This is a genomic window from Microbacterium sp. UBA3394, from assembly GCF_002358725.1.
Lineage (GTDB): Bacteria > Actinomycetota > Actinomycetes > Actinomycetales > Microbacteriaceae > Microbacterium > Microbacterium luteum.
Window position 1 is genome coordinate 15,636 of sequence record NZ_DEPK01000180.1, and the last position, 7,168, is coordinate 22,803.

The following is a 7,168-nucleotide window of genomic DNA, read 5'->3' on the forward strand; positions in this document are numbered from 1 at the left end:
TACAACATCCTGCGCCCGCGCAACGTCCTGCCGATCCACGGCGAATACCGTCACCTGATGGCCAACGCCAAACTCGCCCAGGACACGGGCGTTCCCGCCGAGCGCACGCTGCTCGCCGAGAACGGCACGGTCATCGATCTTCGCGACGGCGAGGCGCGCGCGGTGGGCCAGCTCGATCTCGGTTTCGTCTACGTCGACGGCTCGTCGGTCGGCGAGATCACCGACGCCGACCTGAAGGACCGTCGCATCCTGGGCGAGGAGGGCTTCATCTCCGTGATCGTCGTCGTCGATGCCGCGACGGGCAAGATCATCAGCGGTCCGGAGATCCACGCGCGCGGTTTCGCCGAGGACGACAAGGTCTTCGAAGACGTCAAGCCGAAGATCGCCGCCGCGCTGGCCGAAGCGGCGCAGTCGGGAGTGCGAGACCAGCACGCGCTGTCGCAGGTGGTGCGGCGGACGATCGGACGCTGGGTCAATCAGCGTCTGCGGCGTCGTCCGATGATCGTTCCGCTGGTCATCGAGGCGTGATCGCTCCGGTGTAGGACCGTTCGAGGCCCGGCCGCAGGCGCACGAGGAGCTCCTCGCCGACCGTGTCGATCGATTCCGCGAGGGTCGTGGCGCTGTGCTCGCCGTGCGCTCCCGGCCCGAAGATGTACACGCGGTCTCCGGCGCGGGCGCCCCGATACCGGGCGACGGTCGAGGTCGCGCCGTCGATCGTCAGCAGGGGGTGCGCGCCGGCGTCGGTGCCGACGGTCACGCGGCCGCCGAGGGCCGACGGGACGCCGTCGAGCGATCCGATGTCGATCACCACCCGGTCCCCGGCAACGTCGATCACGTCGGTGACGAGCGTCGCGGCCGGCGAGATGCCCGGCAGATCCGGTCCGCCGGCGGAGCGGATGCCGTATCCGAAGGCGCCGACACGCACCAGATCATCGCGGAACTCCGGACGGGCGAACGCGGCCGCGCTCGCCGCAAGATGCCGCACGTCCGGGGTGAGGCCGGCCGCGCGAGCGGTCGCGACCGCATCGAGGAACAGGGCACGCGAGGCGTCGTCGTCGGCGTCACTGGTCTCGGCGATGTGGGTCCACAGGCCCACGACGCGGATGCGTCCGTCGGCTTCCGCCCGTGCGGCGCGTGCGACGACATCCGACCACTCCTCCGGGCGCACGCCGTTGCGATGCAGGCCGGTGTCGACCTTCAGATGCACGCGCAGGTGCCGATCCGCGGCGATGATCCGTTCCAGGTAGGCGGCGTCGCCGACGCCGAGATCCAGGTCGGCGTCGGCGGCACCCTGCAGCGAGTCGGCGTCGAGGGTCGTCGTCCACGCGAAGATGCGCGAACCGCCGCCGACCACGCGGCGCACGCGCAGTCCACTGTCGATGTCGAAGGATCCGAACCAGTCGATCCCGGCCGCCGAGGCCGCTTCCGCGACGGGCTCGAGACCGTGCCCGTAGGCATCGTTCTTGACCACGAAGAGCGTCTCGGCGGGGGAGACGGTGCGGCGCACCGTGGCCAGATTCTCGCGGAGGCGGTCGAGATCGACCGCGAGGCGCGCGGGCATCAGGCCACGCTCCGTCGCGGCACGCACGCGCCGATCACCCCGGCCAGCTCCGCCCGCGTCCATCCCGTCGCCTCGGCCCAGCTGTCGAGGCTGCGCCGAGCCGGGCCGTCGCCTCCGAACAGCGAGACGGGCGCTCCGGGGACGACGAACGAGCCGTCGGGCCCGAGGTCGACCACGCATACGTCCATGGCGATGCGACCGACGACCGGGCACATCCGGCCCTCGACGCAGACCGAGATGCGGTTTCCGAGCGCTCGGGCCATGCCCTGCCCGTAGCCGCCGGCGACGAGCCCGATCCAGGTGTCGGCGGCTGCACGGTGGGTGTACCCGTACGAGACGCCTTCGCCCGCCCGTAGCGGTTTCGTCGAGAGGATGCACGATGAAGCGTGCATCGCGGGGTCGGCGCCCGCGGAGAGTCCGTAGAAGACCGCGGAATCCCCGTGCGGTGCGACCCCGTGGAGCCCGGCCGCTCGCAGGCGGGGCGCGTCGGCGGACTCCACACACGCCCGGTCGACCCCCGCGGCCAGCAGGGCCCGCACTCCCGCGTCGATCCCGTGACCCCAGGCATCGCGACGGAGGTCGACGACGATGCCGGCGGCGGCCGCGGCTCGGGCGCCGGTGACGAGGGCCCCGTCGGAGACCTCGACCGAGAGCCCGGCCGGCGTCAAAAGCCGATCACCTCGCGGTAGCGCGGGCGGTGACCGGTGCGGCGGCCGAGGACCGAGGGCTTGATCTCGTAGACGCCCGTGCCCCAGTTGCCCTCGATGAGCACGGGACCCTTCTCGGTGATCGCGACATCCCATCCGACGTACTGCACCTGCGGCACGACGCGCGCGGCGCGATCGATGAGGTCGAGCGCCTCCTCGAGCATCGGCAGGCGGAACTCGGCGATCGGGAATCCGGTGTCGGGGTGCCGTTCCCACACGTGGCCGTGCGAGTCGTATCCGTCGCCCATCGCCTTGCCGTGCTCGTCGAGCATCGTGTAGAAGCCGCCGAAGTCCATCTGGTCGGCGGCCTGTCCGCGCCCGAACTTCTGCGCCATGGCGAGGATGTGGGTCTTCTCGCCGTCGAAGAAGGCGGCGATGCGCGTCGAGTTGACCGTGCCGGGGCAGACGGCGGCCAGGTCGGGGTGCTGCACGATGTTCTCCTCGATGAGGAGCTCACCGCGCTCGAGCAGCCCGCGGTGGAAGGCCGCAGCGTCGTCGACGTCGTCGATCGTGTAGCGGGTGATGGCCGAGCCCGCCTGGCCGGTCTGCCGCTTGGTGATGATCGTGGGGTGCGTCGCCATGAACGTTGCGAGCTCCTCGGCGTTGCCGGCGTCCAGCATCATCCAGTCGCGCCCGAGAAGATCGGAGAACTCGCGCACGAACGCGAACTTGTCGTGGAAGAGGTGCCGGTAGTCCGGGTGGTCGTACTTCTGCGAGATCGCGTTCGAGATCGGATGCGTCATGAACGTCTTGCGCTCGGCGCGCGTGAGCATGGCGAAGTCGTAGTCGACGTAGTCCTGGAAGCCGACCTTGTGGAACGCCGCCTGCCAGTACATGTCTGCGACCACCATCGCGACGGGCTTGCCGAACTGTCGAGAGACCTCGCGCGCACGCTCGACGACGGACCCGGCGTTGAGGTTGCGGACGCGGTAGACGAGGTAGTTCACATGCGACCGGAGGCCGAGACTGCGCGATGCCATTCGTTCTCTCTCGATGGGCGGGACGGGAAACTCTCCCCGCAGAGCCTAATCGCCCGCGCGGCGCGGTGCCTGTGCACCGCCGAGTCGCTCCCGGGGAACGTCGGCGCCCTCGCCTACCGTGGATCGCATGGCCAAGAGCTCCACCTCCACCTCGCGCGGGCGGGCGCCCGGGAAGGGCTCCTCGACGCGCGCCCGCAAGCCCGCCCCGACGCCCACGCGCTACGTGGGAGACGAGGACAAGCCGGCTCTGACCGTGCGCGCGTGGATGGGACTCGCCCACGGAGTCGGAGGCCTGTTCCGGGCGTTCGGTCCGGAGACGCTCGAGAAGGACCAGCGCCGTGACGGCCTGCCGCTCCTGCTCGTCCTCCTCGCGGTGATCGGTGCCGTCGTGGAGTGGTTCTTCATCGGCACCGAGGCGGGCGCCGCCATCAGCGCCTTCTCCGTCGGCGGACTCGTCGGGCGCGTCGCGTTCGTCATGCCGGTGCTCCTGGTGTTCCTCGCGGGGTGGATGTTCCGCCACCCGTCCTCGGTGCACGACAACGGTCGTATCGGCATCGGCTTCGGCCTCTTCGTGGTCACCATCGCCGGCTTCTGCCATATCGCCGGCGGGCGGCCGCAGCCGCGTGAGGGGCTCCCGGCCCTGAGCGGCGCCGGCGGCGTCTTCGGGTGGATGATCGGCGAGCCGCTCGCGATGCTGCTCACCGACGTCGGCGGATGCATCGTGCTCGGCGTTCTGACGCTGCTGAGCGTGCTCATCCTGACAAAGACCCCGCCGAACCGCATCGGCCGGCGTCTCGGCGACCTCTATGCGTGGATGTTCGGCGCTGAGCGCACCGAGACGGGATCGCCGCGGTTCACAGAGGACGGCGACGACGCGGACGGCGACGGCTCCGACGACGGTGTGCCCTGGTGGCGGCGGAACAAGAGCGGCCGTGAGAAGGACACCGACGGGGAGCTCGGATCCCAGGACCTCACCGAGCTGCTCGCGCCGGGCGCGCCCGAGGGCGGCTTCGAGAAGGCGATCCAGCCGCCGGCACCGGAGCCGACGACGATGCCCCTCCCCGCCGACGACGCGGTCACAGAGGCCATCGATCCGGTGTCGCTGGCCGGACTGTCCGCGTCGGGATCGCAGACGTCGCTGCGGGACGACGCCGACAGCGAGTCGGACGATGATCTTCCGGGCCTGTCCGGCATCGGCGGGGACGCGCCGCGGGACCAGCCGAGCGCGCCGTATCGCCTGCCGTCCGTCACCGCACTCGCCCAGGGGACGCCCCACAAGTCGCGTTCCGAAGCGAACGACGCCGTCGTCGCCGCCATCACGGGCGTGTTCGAACAGTTCAAGGTCGACGCGACCGTCACCGGCTTCTCGCGCGGCCCGACCGTCACGCAATACGAGATCGAGCTCGGGCCGGGCGTGAAGGTCGAGCGCATCACCGCGCTCACCAACAACATCGCCTATGCCGTCGCCTCGAACGAGGTGCGCATCCTGGCGCCGATCCCGGGCAAGAGCGCGATCGGGGTCGAGATCCCGAACACCGATCGGGAGATCGTCACCCTCGGTGACGTGCTGCGTTCGCAGACAGCCGTCCAGTCGACGCATCCGATGACCATCGGCGTCGGCAAGGACGTCGGGGGCGGCTTCGTGGTGGCCAACCTCGCGAAGATGCCTCACCTGCTGGTGGCCGGATCCACCGGGTCGGGCAAGTCGAGCTTCGTGAACTCCATGATCACGAGCCTGCTGATGCGTGCGAAGCCCAGCGATGTGCGCATGGTGCTGATCGACCCGAAACGGGTCGAGCTGACCTCCTACACCGGGGTTCCTCACCTGATCACGCCCATCATCACGAATCCCAAGAAGGCGGCCGAGGCGCTGCAGTGGGTCGTGAAGGAGATGGACATGCGTTACGACGACCTCGCCTCCTTCGGCTTCCGCCACATCGACGATTTCAACAAGGCCGTCGTCGCCGGCGAGGTGAAACTGCCCGAGGGCAGCGAGCGCGTGCTGAAGCCCTATCCCTATCTGCTGGTCGTCGTCGATGAGCTCGCCGATCTCATGATGGTCGCGCCGCGCGACGTCGAGGACTCGATCGTCCGCATCACGCAGCTGGCCCGCGCGAGCGGCATCCACCTCGTGCTCGCAACGCAGCGACCGAGCGTCGACGTCGTGACGGGCCTCATCAAGGCCAACGTGCCGTCGCGTCTTGCCTTCGCCGTCACGAGCGTGACCGATTCGCGCGTCATCCTCGACCAGCCGGGTGCCGATCGGCTCATCGGCCAGGGCGACGGGCTCTTCCTGCCGATGGGAGCCTCGAAGTCCCTCCGTGTGCAGGGCGCGTGGGTCAGCGAGAGCGAGATCGAGAAGGTCGTCTCGCACGTGACCAATCAGGCTCGCCCCGAGTACCGCTCGGACGTCGAAGCGGCCGTGGAGAAGAAGGAGGTCGATGCCGACATCGGCGACGACCTCGAGCTCCTCCTGGCGGCAGCCGAGCTGGTCGTGTCGACCCAGTTCGGTTCGACCTCGATGCTCCAGCGCAAGCTGCGTGTCGGCTTCGCCAAGGCCGGCAGGCTGATGGACCTGCTCGAGTCACGGGAGATCGTCGGGCCCTCCGAGGGCTCGAAGGCCCGCGATGTTCTCGTCACCAACGAACAGCTCCCGGGGGTGCTCGCGCGCCTGCGGGGCGAGGACGGACCCGCGGAGACACCCAAGCCCTCCGCGGCGCCGGCCGACCCCTACGAGGCCGATCCGCTGGAGGCTCAGTACGAGGGCAAGCCGGTGGTCCAGGTGGATGAGGATGAGGATGCCTGGGGCCTGACCGGGCGAGAATGATGACCATGGCCGTTCCCCGTCAGCTCCCCAATGCCATCACGATCGTGCGCATCCTCTGCGCGCCGGTCTTCCTGTGGATGCTCCTCGCCGACGACGGCGCCGACGGTGGTCTGCGCTGGGCTGCCGCGGTCCTCTTCGTCGTCGCGATCGCGACCGACGGTCTGGACGGACACATCGCGCGGGCGAACGACATCGTGACCGATCTCGGCAAGCTGCTCGACCCCATCGCCGACAAGGTGCTGACCGGCTTCGCCTTCGTGGGGCTCTCGATTCTCGGTGAGCTTCCGTGGTGGGTGACGATCGTCATCCTGGTCCGCGAGATCGGCATCACGATCTATCGCTTCGTCGTCGTGAGCGACCATGTTCTCGCCGCCGCCTGGATGGGCAAGCTCAAGACGGTGGCACAGGGCGTCGCGCTGGCCCTCGCTCTGCTGCCGCTGTGGACCGTGCTCGGCGACGGGATCTTCTGGGTCAACGGCGTCGCGCTGGCGATCGCGTTCGTCCTCACGATCGCCAGCGGCGTCGACTACGTGGTGTCCGAGGTGCGCGGAGCGCGCCGACCCCGCCGATGAACGACGCGCCGACGAACGACGCGGCGACGCTCGTCGAGGCGCTGCGGCGGAGAGGATGGTCCCTCGCCACCGCTGAATCGCTCACCGGCGGACTGGTGTGCGCGGAGCTGACCGCCGTGCCGGGAGCATCAGACGTCGTGCGCGGTGGCGTCGTGGCCTATGCGACGGAACTCAAGGCAGAACTCCTCGATGTCGCCGGCGATCTCCTTGCCGCGCACGGTCCGGTTCATCCGGACGTGGCGGCCGCGATGGCCGAGGGCGTGCGGCGACGGCTCGGTGCCGACGTGGGCCTGGCGACGACGGGCGTCGCCGGTCCTACTCCGCAGGGCGAATCTCCCGTGGGCCGGGTCTACGTCGCCGTGGCGACGCCGAACGGCCGCCGTGTCGAAGAGCTCTCGCTGCAGGGTGGGCGCGACCAGATCCGTCAGCGAAGCGTCGACCGCGCGCTCGCGCTCGCGACATCGATCGTCTGAGCGAGTCGGATGCCCGCCGAGGGCGTTCGGGAATGCCTGGTGTTTCCC

General features: G+C 69.7%; 7 protein-coding genes. 4 read left to right on the forward strand and 3 right to left on the reverse strand.

The annotated features are described in order from the left end of the window. The coding region (locus tag B4E30_RS10745; RefSeq protein ID WP_286795288.1) for an MBL fold metallo-hydrolase RNA specificity domain-containing protein at positions 1-528 on the forward strand (528 nt) is incomplete at its 5' end. Here B4E30_RS10745 and B4E30_RS10750 read toward each other — a convergent pair. Genes B4E30_RS10750 through B4E30_RS10760 form a run of 3 tightly spaced genes read right to left on the reverse strand, consistent with a single transcriptional unit; the run spans position 515 to position 3,248 of the window. Next, entirely contained in the window at positions 515-1,561 is a 1,047-nt protein-coding gene (locus B4E30_RS10750) for an alanine racemase (RefSeq protein ID WP_286795289.1), read from the reverse strand. The two genes, B4E30_RS10745 and B4E30_RS10750, sit on opposite strands and share 14 nt — an antisense overlap. After that, positions 1,561-2,229: an alanine racemase C-terminal domain-containing protein gene (locus B4E30_RS10755; protein WP_286795290.1), complete on the reverse strand. Its 669-nt coding sequence runs from the start codon at positions 2,227-2,229 to the stop codon at positions 1,561-1,563. The genes B4E30_RS10750 and B4E30_RS10755 overlap by 1 nt, the downstream gene beginning before the upstream one ends. Next, entirely contained in the window at positions 2,226-3,248 is a 1,023-nt protein-coding gene (locus B4E30_RS10760; RefSeq protein ID WP_286795291.1) for a sugar-transfer associated ATP-grasp domain-containing protein, read from the reverse strand. The genes B4E30_RS10755 and B4E30_RS10760 overlap by 4 nt, the downstream gene beginning before the upstream one ends. 127 nt (positions 3,249-3,375) lie before the next feature. On the opposite strand from B4E30_RS10760, the gene B4E30_RS10765 reads away from it, so the two are divergent. From B4E30_RS10765 to B4E30_RS10775, 3 genes are read left to right on the forward strand one after another with little or no spacing between them, the layout of a single operon-like run. Continuing rightward, positions 3,376-6,075: an FtsK/SpoIIIE family DNA translocase gene (locus B4E30_RS10765; protein ID WP_286795292.1), complete on the forward strand. Its 2,700-nt coding sequence runs from the start codon at positions 3,376-3,378 to the stop codon at positions 6,073-6,075. Positions 6,076-6,080: 5 nt separating this feature from the next. Further along, entirely contained in the window at positions 6,081-6,647 is a 567-nt protein-coding gene (gene pgsA / locus B4E30_RS10770) for a CDP-diacylglycerol--glycerol-3-phosphate 3-phosphatidyltransferase (protein ID WP_194383381.1), read from the forward strand. Beyond that, entirely contained in the window at positions 6,644-7,120 is a 477-nt protein-coding gene (locus B4E30_RS10775; protein WP_194383380.1) for a CinA family protein, read from the forward strand. Before pgsA ends, B4E30_RS10775 begins: the two co-directional genes overlap by 4 nt. Positions 7,121-7,168 lie beyond the last annotated feature (48 nt).

Bases quoted from the DNA above. Each gene is read 5' to 3' on its own strand.
- B4E30_RS10750 (WP_286795289.1), bottom strand. From the start codon at position 1,561: ATGCCCGCGCGCCTCGCGGTCGATCTCGACCGCCTCCGCGAGAATCTG.
- B4E30_RS10760 (WP_286795291.1), bottom strand. From the start codon at position 3,248: ATGGCATCGCGCAGTCTCGGCCTCCGGTCGCATGTGAACTACCTCGTC.
- B4E30_RS10765 (WP_286795292.1), top strand. From the start codon at position 3,376: ATGGCCAAGAGCTCCACCTCCACCTCGCGCGGGCGGGCGCCCGGGAAG.
- pgsA (WP_194383381.1), top strand. From the start codon at position 6,081: ATGGCCGTTCCCCGTCAGCTCCCCAATGCCATCACGATCGTGCGCATC.
- B4E30_RS10775 (WP_194383380.1), top strand. From the start codon at position 6,644: ATGAACGACGCGCCGACGAACGACGCGGCGACGCTCGTCGAGGCGCTG.